Here is a 15489-nt window from a genome sequence, read left to right on the forward strand (position 1 = left end):
ATATAAGCTAGAATGCCTTTTGCCTTCCAAGACAACTGTTCATCTTTTAAACCTGTATTATTAATAGTGGTATAATTTCTATCTTTAACAACCCTGTATATACCCATTCATTTCACCTTCTTCATAACCACTTCATAATAAAAACCACGGTCACGATCTAAGACGAAACATCCTTTGAATAAGTGTGGATTTTCGTCCTTTTCATGTCTCACTGTTTCCAGTACCTTTCGAATAGGAAAGAGGTAATCAAAACCCTCTTTCTCTAAACGACGGCAACGCTTGATCAATTCTGATAACCTTCTATCACGTAAATACCGAGTGCGTGAACTTTTGTTTAGTGCTAATGGTATAGAGCCATCACGAATTATGGTTTTCATTTTAAACACCTGCCTATTGTGCTTGTTGCTGTTTCGTCTTAGCATCATTTAGCCATGATACAATTGTTCTTTGAATTTCCGAAGCTTGTTGTACAGTAATTCCTTTGAAAGTTTGAATACCTAACGATTGCTTGACAGTAGCTTTCGTTTCTTCGAATTCCATGTTATATACTTCTGACAATTCTCTAATTTGGGCGTGAATTGCTTTTATTCGTTGTTCGTTTGCTAGTTCTGCCCGTCTCTTTTGTTCTTCCGACGGAATGTTATTTGCTCGATTCCTTGGCGTTTTAGGATCATCATCTTGCGGAATATCCTCTCCAGAATAGATATATAATCCTAAACCATGTAGTGCGATTGCCTTCGCTAAACACCTTTGAATAGATGTATTAATTTGAAATGAAGTAGGCTTTGTAATTGGTTTATTGTAGTTATCTAATACTGGGTGAATTTGCGAACGCGTAATGTTATTTACTGTCACTTCTACCTCCACAAAATAGCCGACTTCTGTTTTCATATATGGCAATCCATCAAACCTAACAACCCGCCATGTTGCGTCCGGATGTTTCTTCAAGAGTTGGTCGACTGCCCATGACCAACTCAAATAGCTAAAACTCCCTTTTTTCTCAACATGTTTACTAACATCGATAGAAGCTAACTCTGTAAAATAATTTTTTGATTCACTCATCGAATCCTCACACTCTCACCTTGTTTTAATGTAATTCCATCCCACCGCAATCCATTTTTCACTGCTACAAGCAACGCCTTCTTGTCCACTTTCGGTTCTTGCGGAACCATAAACTCTGGTGGGATAACAGCATCATTCGCGATATCTAAGCTTGCTGGATTCTTTTGAATACCCACTGTTATAAGGGCTCCTTTAATACGTTTCTTTCCTACCGCTGACATTTGTTGATGTAGATACTCCTTAATGTTCTTTACGCTGTTCTCGAAGGATTTACGACGATCCGCTAAACGTTTTTCTTCAGCTTTAATTACTTCCGCTTGTGCTTCGAGGTTGAGAATTAATAATGCTGCGCCCTGCACTTTTTCATCGAATGCTTCTTCAATTGCTTGTAATGTATCTTGTACTGCTTCTGGATCAGCGCCGTCCTCAATCATTTGTTGTAATTCACAGAAATTTTTACTTAACTCGTATAATTTCATTTTGATTCCACCTTTCCAACCTTAGATAGTGCTCGCTCTATTGACCAACCTCTACACAACCTTCTAAAATGGCATGCTGCCATATGGTTTATTTGTTAGTATGGTAATGACATAATCTATATCTAGCTTTTTACACTTGTCCGTTTCTTGTTCAGACATTTGTTTCAGAAACGTTACTGCTGCATTCAATTTACTATTTAGCACTTGCACTTCATACGAATCTTTCATATAATCACCTCATGTGATATACTGATTTCAGTTATTTTGTTTGTATTTGACTCCTGCTGCAACAGGGGTCTTTTCTTTTTCATTAAGATAATTATTTAAATCTTCCGTTAATTCTTTCTCTAATTCGAGTACCTCTAGCTTCTTACTTAGACATAAATGCTCTTTCGCAAAATATTTGAAACCCTGTCGATCGTTGTTTAACATCGCTTTCCACTGATTGTTTACAGCTTGATTCATTTTCTCAACGAGCAACATTTCTTCTGTTTTAGCCAATCTTCTCACCCTTTTTGATTAACTTATCTAAGATATACATTCTTACCTTAATGCGGCATTTATCCTTATCATTCGCAAAATGGTACATACGAAGTAGTCTAGAATAATCAGCGAATGTCGCATTCTGATAGTTGATATTTAAGTACATCACTTTTCCTCAGCCTCCTTTCTTTTCCGTATCTCCTCACATTTTTTAGCGAAGAATTCTGGACAGTTTCTTTGAAACCAAAGCGACATTTCACGCTTCGTTCTTTCTGGAATTTGCGGTGGTTTGACTACGATTTCCTTCATAATTCTTCCTCCTTCAAATCGTTTGCTGCTTATACTTAAAATTCCACATCCACCTTGACTGTAATATCAACTGGTATTTCTTGCGCGACGCGAATGGCCGCTGGGTGTGCCCCTTTTTCGATTAATTGAGATACGATTTCTTTCACTTCTTCTTGTGTTTCACATTCGTAAACAGACGTTGCGAATGTAGTTTTATTGATTACTAGATAATTTTGCATTTTGTTTCCTCCTACTTAAATTTCTGTGACAGCTTCACTTTTTGCCTACCATTTTTTCTTCTGCCCATTCTAATAAGAACTTTTGAGTTTGTTTTGCTGGAAAATACCATTTTTGACCTACTTTAAATTTTGGAAAACGAGGGTCGAAAAAGAATTGATCTTGAATCGTATTCCACGACATGCAAACACGTTTTTTTAATTCCTTCGTATCCCAAAATGCAAGCTCGGCATCGTATTCTTTCATTTTTTTTCGGATTTCTTCAACACATAATTCCTTTACAACAGTTTCATCAATTTGAATATTGAGCATCTATAACTCTCCTTTCATCACCAGCGTTACAGTTCTGCTGTGAGTTGGTTGTTAACTTGAGCAATCTCTTCACTCAATACAATAGGTAATTCATATTCGACAATCTTCTTTTTCGCCGCTTCTAAATAACGACGCTTGATTGCTTTATAGCTCTTCACATCGAAATGACGACGTAGTTCTCTGTAAATATCCTTATACACTTTGCCTCGAGTGCTTTTATTTTGATATGCATTTGACTGCTTACCACCTAATAACCGAACCGCCGTTTTATTTACTGTCTTTACAATTTCATCGCATTCAGTGGCGTACAATGGCGTATTCTCTTTTAGGTCTTTCACCTCCGCTTTAACAGAGTTCATATCCTCTTTCATAGTCGAAACTTCTTCGTTTAGTAGGATTGTCGCTTGCATATTGGCTAGAAGACTTTCTTTCTCGTTCAATACTCTTGGTTGTTGTTCTCTCATATTGAAATATCCGTCTACAAATTGATCGTATAACTCCCACGCTGTATCATCTTCTAGGATTTTTAATAGTTTTGCGTATCCCCGTTCTGATAAGATGTAGATTCCTGCTGTTTCCCCTTTTGCTTTCTTACCTCTATAGGAATTAATAGCTTGTTGTGAGAATCCGTAATTTTTAATTTCGGTATCGACCAAACCGATACCTAATAAATCGATAATATCAACACCGTCTTTAAAACGATTACGATTCTTATTAATGGCTTCATTGATATGCCATACTTGTTTACCATGAATTACTGCAATCTCTTTAACCAACATCGCTTTCTTTCCTTTACCAAAACCACCCTCGATTCCAGTGAATTCATATCCCGCGATATGTTGTTTGCCTAAAATATGTAGTTCGTTTGCTACTGTTAATTGGTCTGTCATTGTGCAATTTCCTCACTTTCTAAAATTCGATTAATTTTTTCTTTCACTTTCTTGCCGTCTCGCTTACCTAACAGAATATCTGATAGATACGGACTTGAGATGTTTAGCATTTTGGCTAATTCTGCTTGTTTCATGCCATTTACAAATAGCCACATTTTCACTTTTTTACCGAATGTTTTATCCATGTTGATAACTCCTTTTTATTTTTTTAGCTAATTTTTTAGCTTTTTATTGACTTACTTTATCCAATTAGATAAAATGAAGGTATAGCTAAATAAACCTACATTAATAGCCTTTTTACGTTGGGGAACGTGGCATATTGGCCTTGTTTTGTAGTGTTTCGAAAGCTAAATAACTAGCTTATGAACATAGTTTAATATCCAATTAGATAAAAGTCAACACTTTTGATTATCTTTTTGGATAAAATGTTTGTAAGTTTATTAAGGGTGGTTAAAATGTCAACGTTTAACAGAATTAAAGAACTTGCAGATAAGAAAGGGATATCATTATCCGAATTAGCTATACAATTGAATATGGGAGAGAATTCTTTATATAAATGGAAAACCCAGAAACCTACTGTAGATAAACTTCAAAAAGTAGCTGACTACTTCGATGTTTCAACCGACTACTTATTAGGAAGGACTCAAAATAAATACTGGGAACTTACTGAAAAAGATGAAAAGGACATTCAAAAGAAATTAGAGGAATTAATAGAAGATATGGGAAATGCCGATGCTCTTGCATTCTCTAAAGGATCCGAGCCGATGTCAGAGGAAACGAAACAGTTATTGATTATCTCATTAGAAAACGCTCTAAGATTAGGAAAACAAATGGCTAAAAAGAAATTTACACCTAAAAAATATAGAGATGAAGAGTGATTGGAGAGGATCTTATGGTTTCAAAACAGCAAATTAACTTAAAAATAGACGAACTACTTAGACGATATAATACCAGAGATCCATTTCTTATCGCTGAAAAAAAGGGGATTGTTGTCATTTCCGAAAATTTAGGGGATATTTTTGGATACTATCATAAAGTATCTCGTATCCCTTTCATACATATTAACGAACGACTTTCCTATCAAAACCAGGTTTTTACTTGTTTCCATGAATTAGGTCACGCTATCTTTCATCCAGACGAGAATACACCCAAGCTGTCTTTGGTATCTCTTTGCTCTGAAATTCGTATAGAGGCGGAAGCGAATTATTTTGCAACAAGATTTCTTATTGATGGAAGTCATCATGATTACTACATTCAAACAAAACAACAATTATTACAGTATTATGGAATCCCTAAGGAAATGGAGCGTTTTATATAATAGATTTTCGTTTACATTATAAGGAGGGTTTATAATATGGCTAGTTTTCATAAGTATAAAAAGAAAGGATCTAATAAAGATTTTTGGGAATATCGAATAAGATATAAAGATTCCATCACTCAAAAATATAAAGAAAAATGCAAGAAGGGATTCACTAGCAAAGCAGAAGCAAAGATTGCAGCTGAAGAAGTAGAAAAACAGTTGCGTGAAGGTTTCGAACAAACAGACGAATCTTTAAAATCGTATCTCGAAACATGGTTGTATGAATATAAAAAGGGGACTGTCGCAAAGAATACTTTGTCTTTGCATCAAAATAGTATTAAAAACCATATCGTCCCTTATTTCAAAAACATTCTTTTAAAAGACATTAAACCTATTTTATATCAAAAATTCATTAATCATTTAACTGAAAAAGGCTACAGTAGAAGAACAATTGAAATTGTGCATGGAACTATGCATAATGCAATGGAAAAAGCAATCATTTTAGAAAAAATAGCAAAGAATCCTTGTACCGGAGCAGAAATAAAACTAAAGAAAAAAGAGTCTAAAATACAGTTTATAGAATCTGAACACATATCAGATTTTTTAAGAGAAGCCTATAGATACGACTATATTTACTGGATATTTTTTAAAGCGTTAATTGAAACTGGTATGCGGAAAGGTGAAGCGGCCGCCCTTCAGTGGACAGATATTGATTTGAAAGAGAGAACTATCAATATAAATAAATCGCTTGACTTTCAAGTAGCAGCTAGAAACCCAGATATGATGTTTGGAGATACGAAAAACTATAATTCGAAAAGAATTATCACTATCAGTCAAGGACTCGCTAACGATCTTCTTTTTCATAAGAAATATCAAAATCAAAATAAGGTCGCTTTAAATGATAGTTATCATTTCGATTTGAATTTAGTATTTTGTAGGAATGACGGAAATTATATGCCAAAGTCGAGTCTTTTTAATTCATTTTCTAGAATTTTAAAGAAGGCAAATCTACCTTCTTTACCAATACATTCATTGAGACATACACATGCAGTATTACAACTTGAAGCTGGTGTGAGCATGAAGTATTTACAAGAACGACTTGGACATGGCAGTGTACAGATAACATCTGATGTTTATTCGCACATCAGTAAAAAAATAGACAGAGATGCAATGAATAAATTCGAGGAACATATGCAAAACATCCTTGAATAATTTTTTTGATTTTTTTGTGGGCATTTTGTGGGCAACATCAAAAAAATCAATGCAATCAAAACAGACTGCCCACAATAAAAAAGCCTCAATACCATTAGTATCAAGGCTTCTCTCTCTTAATAAAGAGACATATACTGATCGCGTTCCCATTGATGGACTTGCGTGCGGAACATATCCCATTCAATCTCTTTCGCTTCGATGAAGTGTTCGAGTAAGTGTTCACCTAATGCTTTACATACCACTTCGTCAGATTGTAGTGTAAGTAATGCTTGCGCTAATGTTGCTGGTAAGTCAACGATTCCTGCTTCTTCACGCTCTTCTTTTGTCATGACATAGATGTTGCGGTCTACTGCAGCTGGCGGAGTTAATTTGTTTTTAATCCCGTCAAGACCTGCTGCTAATAATGTTGCCATTACTAGATATGGGTTTGCAGCTGGATCAACACTACGCACTTCGACACGTGTACTTACACCGCGAGATGCTGGAATACGTACTAATGGGCTACGGTTTTGTGCAGACCATGCTACGTAACAAGGTGCTTCATATCCAGGCACTAAACGTTTGTAAGAGTTTACCGTTGGATTTGCCACCGCTGTAAATGCTGGCGCATGTTTTAAAATACCCGCAATAAAGTGACGTGCATCATCACTTAATTGTAAGTCGCCGTTTTGGTCGTAAAATACGTTTTCTCCATTTTTAAATAATGATAAGTTGCAGTGCATACCAGAACCATTTACTCCAAATAGTGGTTTTGGCATAAATGTCGCGTGTAAACCGTGTTTACGAGCAATTGTTTTTACAACAAGCTTAAATGTTTGAATGTCATCACATGAACGGATTGCACTCGCATATTTAAAATCAATTTCGTGTTGTCCTGGTGCAACTTCATGGTGAGACGCTTCAATTTCAAAGCCCATTTCTTCAAGTTCAAGAACGATATCACGACGACAGTTTTCCCCTAAATCCATCGGTGCAAGGTCGAAGTATCCACCGTTATCATTTAGTTCTAATGTTGGATTTCCTTTTTCATCAACTTTAAATAGGAAGAATTCTGGCTCTGGTCCAAGGTTGAAGTCTGTAAAACCTAACGCTTCCATCTCTTTTAGGACACGTTTTAAGTTATTACGTGGGTCCCCTTCAAACGGAGTTCCATCAGCATTATAAATATCACAAATTAAACGAGCTACTTTCCCTTTTTCAGCAGTCCAAGGGAAGATTACCCAAGTATCTAAATCTGGATATAAGTACATATCGGACTCTTCAATACGTACGAATCCTTCGATTGAAGATCCATCAAACATCATTTTGTTATCTAATGCTTTTGTTAATTGGCTTACTGGAATTTCTACGTTTTTAATTGTTCCTAAAAGATCCGTAAACTGCAAGCGGATGTATTTTACATTCTCTTCTTTCGCTAAACGAAAAATATCTTCCTTCGTATACTTTGCCATTATAAATTCCTCCTTAGTCCCTCTAATCACCTTCAGAATCAGTAATCCTTAGTGAAAAAACCTCGAAATGTCACCTTGTCGTAATGAAGTTCGATTGAATCGACCAGTATGTTGCAATTCATCTCGAAGAATTCTACGAAGTTCAGCTTTTGAAATTTCTTTCGTTTCTTCTTTTGCTTTCACTGCTTCTGTTTGATTTTCTTTCATTTGTAATACTTGTTTAATACCAGCCATGTTTAGCCCTTGATCTAACAAGTCTTTAATTTCCAACAACTTATCTACATCGTTAAATGAAAACAATCTACGATTTCCCTTTGTACGGGTTGGAGAAATCAAATTGTGCTCTTCATAGTAGCGAATTTGACGAGCAGATAGCTGTGTTAAATCCATTACAATTCCAATAGGAAACAGCGGGGCAGAACGTCTATCTTCTTTCATTGTTTCAGTTCCTCCTTCGCCTTAACTGTTTCTCATTTTATATCATGTTATGTTTAATGTCAATACATGTTAGCTTTTCTTACACGATTTTTTTATAAATTTTTTTACTCTTTTTTTAAATCGAAAAATAAATGAAAAAAGCTGCCGAAAAAATCGACAGCTTTCCCTCAAGAAATCGTTAATAAGTTTTTTTCAATTAGTGCATCAATTGCAGAACAAATTGCAATCTTAACATGAGAATACGTTAAACCACCTTGCACATAAGCAACATATGGCGGACGAATTGGACCATCTGCCGATAACTCAATACTTGCACCTTGAATAAACGTACCTGCAGCCATAATCACATCATCTTCATAACCAGGCATATAATTCGGATACGGTGTAAAGTGCGAATTGATAGGAGATGCATATTGAATCGCTTGACAAAATGCGATCATACGCTCTTTATCATCAAATTGAACAGATTGAATTAAATCTGTTCTCGGAGCATTCCAAGTTGGCGATGTATTCATTCCTAACTTTTGTAAAAAGGCCGCGGTAAAAATCGCTCCTTTTAGCGCTTGACCAGCAACATGCGGCGCTAAGAAGAAACCTTGGTACATCTCCTGTAAACTGTATAAAGACGCACCTGCTTCCGCTCCAATACCTGGAGATGTTAGTCGATATGCGCAAGCTTCTACATACTCTTCTTTTCCGACAATATAGCCACCTGTTTTTACAATACCGCCACCTGGGTTTTTAATAAGAGAACCAGCCATTAAGTCCGCTCCCACATGACATGGCTCTTGCTCTTCAATAAATTCACCGTAACAGTTGTCTACAAATACAACAACATCTGGTTTGATTTCCTTTACAAATGAAATCATTTCTTTTATTTCTGCGACTGTAAATGATGGACGAGTTGCATATCCTTTCGAACGCTGAATCCCAATCATTTTTGTTTTTTCATGAATCGCAGCTTCCACTGCTTTAAAATCAACGCGTCCTTCACTTGTTAACGGAACTGCATGATATCCAATGTTATATTCTTTAAAAGAACCAACACCTTTACCGCGTACCCCAACAATCTCTTCTAACGTATCATATGGCTTTCCTGTAATATATAATAACTCATCATCTGGGCGTAATATACCAAATAACGCTGTCGAAATTGCATGCGTACCTGAAATAATTTGCGGACGAACAAGTCCAGCTTCCGCTCCAAATACATCTGCATACACTTTTTCTAACGTATCTCGCCCAATATCATCATAACCATACCCTGTTGTCGGGATAAAGTGTGAATCACTAATTTTATATTTACGAAAACTTTCTAATACACGAAATTGATTACTTTCAATCACTTCATCCACACGTTTATGTATGTCTTGAATTTGGCTTTCTACTTCTTTTACAATTCGAGCTAGTTTTTCTCCATTTTTCAAACGATCAAACATGATGTTTCTATTCTCCTTTTCCCACTAAAAATCTTTGCAATGATTCGTTGAGTGCCGAATGAGTAAATATATACCCTGTACACTCATATAACAATTCAGTTTCTTTAAATGCCATACTCGTTAATACCGTATCTGTTTTTAAAAGTGTCAACAATCTCCCCTCACTTGGAGGAATCTTAACTTTATACGGTTCCATCTCTTCAATCATTTTCTTTTCCACTGCCTGTTTTAAATTGAATAAGTCATTTTCTTCAAAAGCACTTGTCATAAGAAAATCGCTTTTCGGAAATGGAATAAAATTTTGATGTAATTTGTCTTTCTTGTTATACACTGTAATAACTGGAATATGATCAATCCCGAGTTCCGTTAATAATTGTTTTACCGTTTGTTCATGTCCTGCATAATTCGGATCTGCAGCATCAACAACATGTAAAATTACATCAGCTTCGCCGGCCTCTTCCAAAGTCGAACGAAATGCAGCAACTAATGAAGTCGGTAAATCTTGAATAAATCCAACTGTATCAGTAAGCAATACTGTATACCCACAAGGCAATTGCATTTTTCTTGTCGTTGGATCTAGCGTTGCAAACAGTAAATTTTCTTCGAATGTATCTGCTTCCGTTAATCTGTTAAATAACGTAGACTTCCCGGCATTCGTATAACCAATTAACGCTATTTGAAATGTTTGATTATTTTTTCGCCGTTCACGATATCTTTTCCGATGTTCTACAACGACCGCTAACTGCTTCTTAATTTCATCAATACGAGACCGAATATGTCTTCGATCTGTTTCCAGTTTCGTTTCCCCTGGGCCTCGCGTACCAATTCCACCTCCGAGCCGTGATAACGCTAATCCTTGTCCCATAAGACGCGGCATCATATATTGCAATTGAGCAAGCTCAACTTGTAACTTCCCTTCTCTTGATTTTGCACGCTGAGCAAAAATATCTAATATGAGTTGCGTTCGATCAATGACTCTCGCATCTAAAACAGAAGATATATTACGAATTTGACTAGGCGTTAATTCATTGTTAAATATAATAACATCCGGTTCTAATTCCTCTGAAAGCGTAACAAGTTCCTCTAATTTTCCTTTTCCAATATAAGTGGCTGGATGAAATTTTAGGCGTTTTTGTGTTGTAGAAAGAAGAACTTCTGCACGCGCCGTCTTTGCAAGTGAAGCGAGCTCTGTCATGGAATACATAAACCGTTCATCATCATCTTGTGGTAATTGACAACCAACTAATATGACTTTTTCTTTTTCTTCCATCAAATATATTCACTCATCCTTTTCGAATTTTAAGCCTTCTAATATAATAGCAGAGGAAGCACATTTCATCTAGTTAGCGGGGGAGAAAATTCATGGCATGGGAGATTTTTAGTATCATTGGTACAATCGCTTTTGCGCTCAGCGGAGCAATTGTGGCAATGGAAGAAGATTATGATATTTTTGGGGTATATATTTTAGGAATGGCAACTGCATTTGGGGGAGGTGCCCTCCGCAATTTACTCATCGGCTATCCAATCGTCGCGTTTTGGCAACAAGATATGCTTTTTCAAATCGCACTATTGTCAATGACAATTATTTTTTTATTTCCTAATAAATTAATTAAACATTGGAAAAGATGGGAAAACATCACAGATGCTATCGGTTTATCTGCATTTGCGGTACAAGGTGCACTTTATGCACAAAAGCTTCATTTACCTATTAGCGCTACAATTGTTGCAGCTGTTTTAACAGGAATTGGCGGTGGTATCATTCGAGATTTACTAGCACGCCGTAAACCTCTCGTCCTTCGTGCAGAGGTCTATGCTTTTTGGACGATTTTAGCAGGTTTTTTAATCGGTGCCAAAATAATCGTAAGTGACTGGGCTCTATATACATTGTTTATTTTCATTGTTTGCTTCCGGATGATTTCCATTCATTATAAATGGCACTTACCACATAGACGCTTGGAAAATAAAGAGCGTTCCCTTCATAAATAGCAAGCCTACCTCTTTACTACATAACGTAAAGAGGTTTTTTCTTTTCCATTGTTTTTTTCTCTTGAGAGTGCTCATACTAAATTTTAAAGAGAGGTGAATCTAAATGACCAATCATGTAAACAAAGGAGCTCAAAAAAGCTCTGTTAATCAAATTGAACACGATCCTAATTCTGCGCATGAAAAAAGTTTGAAGATGGAGCGCTATCATAATGCCTATCAACGAAAAGCAAAAGAAAAATAGGAGGTTTTTAAATGGCTAAGGGAAATAATAAACGAAATCGCGGGCAAAGTAGTAGTGTTAATCCTCAAGGACTTGCATCAGATGTAGCAGATCAGAGTCCGAAAAGCAAATTAGAACACCGCGCAAAAACAAAAAATACGAAATAAAAAAATAGACGCACAGTTTAAAAACTGTGCGTTTCCTCTTCAAGTGTTAAATCACTACTCGTTATCCCAATCAAATCACGTTTATCATACGCATCCTCTTGCAATAAACGCATCGCTTGTGTCCGAATGGATTTCTCCACAATATTCCGAACGTAACGCCCATTACTAAAAGATGTAATTTGGGATGAATATTTTACAGCATGTAGATGATCGCGGAACTTCCACTCCGCCTCTTTCGACAACTGATACTCTCGCTCATCATACATTCTTTTCCCAATTTCCAACAATTGATTTACTGTATAATCAGCAAACTCAATAATAAAAGGGAAACGCGATTGTAGACCTGGATTTAAAGAAAGAAAATGATTCATTTCCCTTGAATATCCAGCTAAAATTAACACAAAACCATGTTGCTTATCTTCCATGTGCTTTACAAGTGTATCAATTGCTTCTTTTCCAAAATCTTTTTCCCCACCACGCGCTAATGAATACGCCTCATCAATAAACAAAATGCCACCCATTGCTTTTTTTATTAAATCTCTTGTTTTTTGTGCGGTATGTCCGATATATTCACCAACAAGATCAGCGCGTTCTGCCTCAACTAGGTGACCCTTCGATAAAACATTCATCTCAAATAGCAATTTTCCAATCAATCTTGCAACGGTTGTTTTTCCTGTGCCAGGATTCCCTTTAAATAACATGTGCAGTACTTGTTTCTCCGATTTCAGTCCTGCTTCTTGCCTTTTTTTATTCACATAAATCCAAGCATAGATTTCTTTTATGATTTTTTTAATTTCTTCCATTCCAACAAGTTTTCCCATCTCTTCTTCAATCTTCTGCAGCATCTCATGTTTTGTAGCTGTTTCATTAGAAAGAAGCGCCTTATTTTCCGAAGCAGGTACTGAAAATTTTTTTCGGTGATTTAACACAATATTAATTTGATTATTATTTTTCTTTCGCATTGATTGTTCCATGCGCTCACCTCTTTTTATCTACTCATCCAATAATACTATTCATATATTCACCTTATAAACGGCTATTTTCAGAAAAGTTTGCTATAATATAAGAAATAACTAGGGTGGTGGAACTATGGAAACAACAGAGCTCCATGATACAGTGCAAGCCTTTTCTACTTTTTTATTAAGTAAAGGTAGAAAGCCTTCAACCATTAAAAGGTACGTTTATGATATTGAAGATTTCGGACATTGGCTGAAAAAAAACAAAAGGCTTCCCTCTAGTAATATATGGTCAACACTTTGTACAAAAGACTATGAAGATTATTTTTATGATTTAAAAATGAAGCGGCACTACTCCGAAAAAACGATGCACCGTGTATTTATCGTGTTAAACAGATTGTATCAATTTTTAAACCTACCGAATCCATTAAAAAATATGGAAATCGTCATTCAACCGAATCGAGCGTTACGAGATGAAGATTTTATTTCATCAGAAGAGGAACAACGTTTAAAGCGCATCGTTACTTCACTAGAGGGATTATCAGAAAAACAGCGGTCTGTCCGTCCATTACTAATAGATCGTAATATTTCCATTTTAATTTTACTCATTGATTATGGTTTATCTTTACAAGAACTTGTATCACTAAATATGCATCATATTCATTTTGAAACAAACTCGATTTCTGTCCCTGCAGTTTCCGGGATAGAAAGAACTGTAATCTTAACGATCGACGATAAGAAACAGCTATACACTTATTATAAAAATATCCCTGAGCCAGTTCGACCTAACTACCATAGCGATGATCCCTTTTTCATTGCGTTTGATTTTAACCGCGGTACATATCGTTGGGTATACGAAAATGATGCACCGAAGGCACTGACTGAAATTGCAATTCAAAAAATGATTCGCCTTGAAGTAAAACGAGCTAACTTACGTAAAGGCATTTCCAGCCAGCATTTTCGAAATACGTTTATTTTACGATTAATCAAACAACAAATACCTGAACAAGAAATTATAAAATTAGTCGGCTTTAAATCGAAAATTTCCTTAAAAAGATATTATCACTATGCAACCCAAACAGAAAATGCCTAAAAATAGGCATTTTCTTTATTTTTTTGGAAACAAGCCACTTTCACTAGTCACGATTGTTTCATGTTTGCATTTACTATTATGAATTCGTTCGTATCCCAAAAGAAAGGAGAAAAAAGAATGTCTTATTTTGATAGCCATAATAAACTACCTAAGCCATGTTTTCCAAACAATTCTGGACGCATCCCAATCTTAAGCTCCATTCCGATTTCTAAATCCCAACTTCGAACATTCCGAGCGATTATCTCCCATTTAACAAAAACCATCCCTGACTTATTCCTTAATCCCTCTCCATCGACCATTGAAGATTTTATAGATACATTATGCTTATTAAAAAAGTTTATTAAATGTTTAGAGACTTCTTCTTCTCAAAAAGCAATCGGACTTGCGATTATAAAAAATTTAATAACCATATTAGAAAATCCCACATTTGTTCCAGGTGCTGTATTTATTGAACTTCAAAACTTGGTCAACTATTTACTATACATCACTAAATTATTTCGATTAGATGATGGTATACTTCAATGCATCATTGATCAAATTGAAGAACTACAACTTATACTCATTGAATTTGCACCATTTGGAACAATTGGTCCTACTGGTGCGACTGGGCCTACTGGGCCTACTGGGCCTACTGGGCCTACGGGTCCTCAAGGCACAGGTGCGACTGGTGCTACCGGACCTCAAGGGCCTCAAGGTATTCAAGGGCCTACTGGCGTGACTGGACCTCAAGGACCTCAGGGCGTTCAAGGGCCTACCGGTGCTACCGGACCTCAAGGGCCTCAAGGTATTCAAGGGCCTACTGGCGTGACTGGACCTACTGGCGCGACTGGGCCTCAAGGACCTCAGGGTATTCAAGGGCCTACTGGCGCTACCGGACCTCAAGGACCTACTGGCGCAACAGGAGCTAGCTTTCCAGTCGCAACAGCTGTTCTACAAAATGCTGATTCTCAAACTGTAGGTTTATCAGAAAGTTTCGTCTTTAGCACAAGTTCTAACCTTAGAAATATTAATTTCAACGGGACTGACACACTTACTATTCTTGAAGATGGCGTTTATGTTATCAGTTTTTCAATTTCTATCACTGCACCTGGTTGCGCACCACTCGGAGTAGGTATTTCGCAAAACGGAGCAGTACCAAGTGATAATTTCTCTTGTAATGTAATTGGTTCTTCTCTTTCTTTCACAACAATTGAAACATTAACAGCTGGTACAAATATTACTGTTCAATCCACTCTAGGTGAGATCACGATTCCTGCTACAGGTGACACTAACATCCGACTTACTATATTTAGAATCGCTTAACCTAGATCATGTTTCTTGTTATGTCCACGAAAGTGCAAGATAAATAAAAAAAGAGCGGGACTCTGAACTGCACCCCAATTGTTAGACACAGTCTAACAATTGGAGGTGCAGTTTTTCTATGGCTAAATTTACAGCTGATGAAAAAATACAAATCGTTCTACGTTATTTGAACGG

The 15489-nt window shown here is 36.3% G+C and carries 24 protein-coding genes; 8 read left to right on the forward strand and 16 right to left on the reverse strand.

Annotation, left to right across the window (positions count from 1 at the left end; translation table 11 throughout):
* Positions 1-107 precede the first annotated feature (107 nt).
* The 11 genes from MR058_RS22035 to MR058_RS22085 all read right to left on the reverse strand — a co-directional run bounded on the left by MR058_RS22035 (position 108) and on the right by MR058_RS22085 (position 3936).
* Positions 108-377, reverse strand: coding sequence for a hypothetical protein (locus MR058_RS22035; RefSeq protein WP_012095418.1), 270 nt, complete (start codon positions 375-377; stop codon positions 108-110).
* 13 nt (positions 378-390) lie between these two features.
* Positions 391-1062: a Sak single strand annealing protein gene (locus MR058_RS22040; RefSeq protein ID WP_242145847.1), complete on the reverse strand. Its 672-nt coding sequence runs from the start codon at positions 1060-1062 to the stop codon at positions 391-393.
* Positions 1059-1541 (reverse strand): siphovirus Gp157 family protein, encoded by a 483-nt coding sequence (locus MR058_RS22045; protein WP_242145848.1) that lies wholly within the window; start codon positions 1539-1541, stop codon positions 1059-1061. Before MR058_RS22045 ends, MR058_RS22040 begins: the two co-directional genes overlap by 4 nt.
* Positions 1542-1604: 63 nt before the next feature.
* Positions 1605-1769: a hypothetical protein gene (locus MR058_RS22050; protein WP_242145849.1), complete on the reverse strand. Its 165-nt coding sequence runs from the start codon at positions 1767-1769 to the stop codon at positions 1605-1607.
* A gap of 27 nt (positions 1770-1796) precedes the next feature.
* Positions 1797-2042, reverse strand: coding sequence for a hypothetical protein (locus MR058_RS22055; RefSeq protein WP_242145850.1), 246 nt, complete (start codon positions 2040-2042; stop codon positions 1797-1799).
* Entirely contained in the window at positions 2035-2193 is a 159-nt protein-coding gene (locus tag MR058_RS22060; protein WP_242145865.1) for a hypothetical protein, read from the reverse strand. The genes MR058_RS22055 and MR058_RS22060 overlap by 8 nt, the downstream gene beginning before the upstream one ends.
* Positions 2190-2333, reverse strand: a complete 144-nt coding sequence (locus MR058_RS22065) for a hypothetical protein (protein WP_162533164.1) — start codon at positions 2331-2333, stop codon at positions 2190-2192. Before MR058_RS22065 ends, MR058_RS22060 begins: the two co-directional genes overlap by 4 nt.
* A gap of 35 nt (positions 2334-2368) precedes the next feature.
* Positions 2369-2551, reverse strand: a complete 183-nt coding sequence (locus MR058_RS22070) for a hypothetical protein (protein WP_242145851.1) — start codon at positions 2549-2551, stop codon at positions 2369-2371.
* Positions 2552-2585: 34 nt separating this feature from the next.
* Positions 2586-2861: a hypothetical protein gene (locus MR058_RS22075; protein ID WP_012095424.1), complete on the reverse strand. Its 276-nt coding sequence runs from the start codon at positions 2859-2861 to the stop codon at positions 2586-2588.
* A gap of 26 nt (positions 2862-2887) precedes the next feature.
* Complete coding sequence (locus MR058_RS22080) at positions 2888-3751, reverse strand: ORF6C domain-containing protein (RefSeq protein ID WP_242145852.1); 864 nt, start codon at positions 3749-3751, stop codon at positions 2888-2890.
* Positions 3748-3936, reverse strand: a complete 189-nt coding sequence (locus MR058_RS22085; protein ID WP_242145853.1) for a helix-turn-helix domain-containing protein — start codon at positions 3934-3936, stop codon at positions 3748-3750. Before MR058_RS22085 ends, MR058_RS22080 begins: the two co-directional genes overlap by 4 nt.
* 270 nt (positions 3937-4206) lie before the next feature.
* Here MR058_RS22085 and MR058_RS22090 point away from each other — a divergent pair, with 270 nt between their 5' ends.
* From MR058_RS22090 to MR058_RS22100, 3 genes are read left to right on the forward strand one after another with little or no spacing between them, the layout of a single operon-like run.
* Entirely contained in the window at positions 4207-4629 is a 423-nt protein-coding gene (locus MR058_RS22090; protein WP_242145854.1) for a helix-turn-helix domain-containing protein, read from the forward strand.
* A 14-nt stretch (positions 4630-4643) separates the two neighbouring features.
* Positions 4644-5069: an ImmA/IrrE family metallo-endopeptidase gene (locus MR058_RS22095; protein WP_242145855.1), complete on the forward strand. Its 426-nt coding sequence runs from the start codon at positions 4644-4646 to the stop codon at positions 5067-5069.
* A gap of 36 nt (positions 5070-5105) precedes the next feature.
* Positions 5106-6263 (forward strand): tyrosine-type recombinase/integrase, encoded by a 1158-nt coding sequence (locus MR058_RS22100; RefSeq protein ID WP_242145856.1) that lies wholly within the window; start codon positions 5106-5108, stop codon positions 6261-6263.
* 116 nt (positions 6264-6379) lie between these two features.
* Here the strand turns inward: MR058_RS22100 and glnA are convergent, their stop codons facing one another.
* The 4 genes from glnA to hflX all read right to left on the reverse strand — a co-directional run bounded on the left by glnA (position 6380) and on the right by hflX (position 10861).
* Positions 6380-7714, reverse strand: a complete 1335-nt coding sequence (gene glnA, locus MR058_RS22105; protein WP_242145857.1) for a type I glutamate--ammonia ligase — start codon at positions 7712-7714, stop codon at positions 6380-6382.
* A gap of 48 nt (positions 7715-7762) precedes the next feature.
* Positions 7763-8152: a transcriptional repressor GlnR gene (glnR, locus tag MR058_RS22110; protein WP_242145858.1), complete on the reverse strand. Its 390-nt coding sequence runs from the start codon at positions 8150-8152 to the stop codon at positions 7763-7765.
* Positions 8153-8319: 167 nt separating this feature from the next.
* Complete coding sequence (locus MR058_RS22115) at positions 8320-9591, reverse strand: methionine gamma-lyase family protein (protein ID WP_242145859.1); 1272 nt, start codon at positions 9589-9591, stop codon at positions 8320-8322.
* A gap of 7 nt (positions 9592-9598) precedes the next feature.
* On the reverse strand, positions 9599-10861 hold the full coding sequence (gene hflX / locus MR058_RS22120) for a GTPase HflX (protein WP_242145860.1): 1263 nt from the start codon (positions 10859-10861) through the stop codon (positions 9599-9601).
* 92 nt (positions 10862-10953) lie between these two features.
* Here hflX and MR058_RS22125 point away from each other — a divergent pair, with 92 nt between their 5' ends.
* The 3 genes from MR058_RS22125 (at position 10954) to MR058_RS23370 (ending at position 11964) form a co-directional block, all read left to right on the forward strand.
* Complete coding sequence (locus tag MR058_RS22125) at positions 10954-11577, forward strand: trimeric intracellular cation channel family protein (protein WP_242145861.1); 624 nt, start codon at positions 10954-10956, stop codon at positions 11575-11577.
* Between the two features lie 103 nt (positions 11578-11680).
* Positions 11681-11818, forward strand: a complete 138-nt coding sequence (locus tag MR058_RS22130; protein ID WP_012094821.1) for a hypothetical protein — start codon at positions 11681-11683, stop codon at positions 11816-11818.
* Positions 11819-11829: 11 nt separating this feature from the next.
* Positions 11830-11964: a hypothetical protein gene (locus MR058_RS23370; protein ID WP_277926672.1), complete on the forward strand. Its 135-nt coding sequence runs from the start codon at positions 11830-11832 to the stop codon at positions 11962-11964.
* A gap of 17 nt (positions 11965-11981) precedes the next feature.
* On the opposite strand, the gene spoVK is transcribed toward MR058_RS23370, so the two are convergent.
* The gene (gene spoVK, locus MR058_RS22135; RefSeq protein WP_242145862.1) at positions 11982-12938 is read right to left on the reverse strand and encodes a stage V sporulation protein K; all 957 of its coding nucleotides are present in this window, start codon (positions 12936-12938) and stop codon (positions 11982-11984) included.
* A gap of 115 nt (positions 12939-13053) precedes the next feature.
* Here spoVK and MR058_RS22140 point away from each other — a divergent pair, with 115 nt between their 5' ends.
* Both MR058_RS22140 and MR058_RS22145 read left to right on the forward strand, forming a co-directional pair.
* The gene (locus MR058_RS22140) at positions 13054-14013 is read left to right on the forward strand and encodes a tyrosine-type recombinase/integrase (protein ID WP_242145863.1); all 960 of its coding nucleotides are present in this window, start codon (positions 13054-13056) and stop codon (positions 14011-14013) included.
* Between the two features lie 117 nt (positions 14014-14130).
* On the forward strand, positions 14131-15315 hold the full coding sequence (locus MR058_RS22145) for a Gly-Xaa-Xaa repeat protein (RefSeq protein ID WP_242145864.1): 1185 nt from the start codon (positions 14131-14133) through the stop codon (positions 15313-15315).
* Positions 15316-15489 lie beyond the last annotated feature (174 nt).

It is taken from the genome of Bacillus cereus group sp. BfR-BA-01430 (assembly GCF_022663115.1).
GTDB classification, from domain to species: Bacteria; Bacillota; Bacilli; order Bacillales; family Bacillaceae_G; genus Bacillus_A; species Bacillus_A cereus_BD.